At 39.5% G+C, this 370-nt stretch carries 1 protein-coding gene; it reads left to right on the forward strand.

From position 1 onward, the window contains the following. Positions 1-11 precede the first annotated feature (11 nt). On the forward strand, positions 12-370 hold a 359-nt coding region (locus IQR33_RS25350; RefSeq protein WP_193844167.1), incomplete at its 3' end, for a DUF2007 domain-containing protein.

The raw sequence follows: 370 nt of genomic DNA on the forward strand, positions 1-370 counted from the left end.
AGGAGTAATATGTGATTGTAGTAGCAAGGTTTTCTTTTCCTCATGAAGCTCATATTGCGAGAGCAAGCCTAGATAGTGTCGGAATAGAAAGTTACATCGCTGACGAGCACACGGTAAATACTCAGTGGCTTTATTCAAATGCAATTGGCGGCGTCCGTCTGATGGTGGACGAAAGTGATGCAGAAGATGCGAAACAAATACTTAGTAGCGATTTCTCAGAATCATTGGGAAATGAAGTTGACGTTGATGAAGAAAAAGACGTTTGCCCTAAATGTGGTAGTAAAGATCTATTTGCATTTACAAAAGGTAAACGCCCAGCTTTCTTAGTTTTTATTTTACTGGGTTTTCCACTGTTTTTTTACAAGCATGG

Origin of the sequence: Vibrio sp. OPT46, from assembly GCF_015163535.1 — a bacterium.
Classification (GTDB): Bacteria; Pseudomonadota; Gammaproteobacteria; order Enterobacterales; family Vibrionaceae; genus Vibrio; species Vibrio alginolyticus.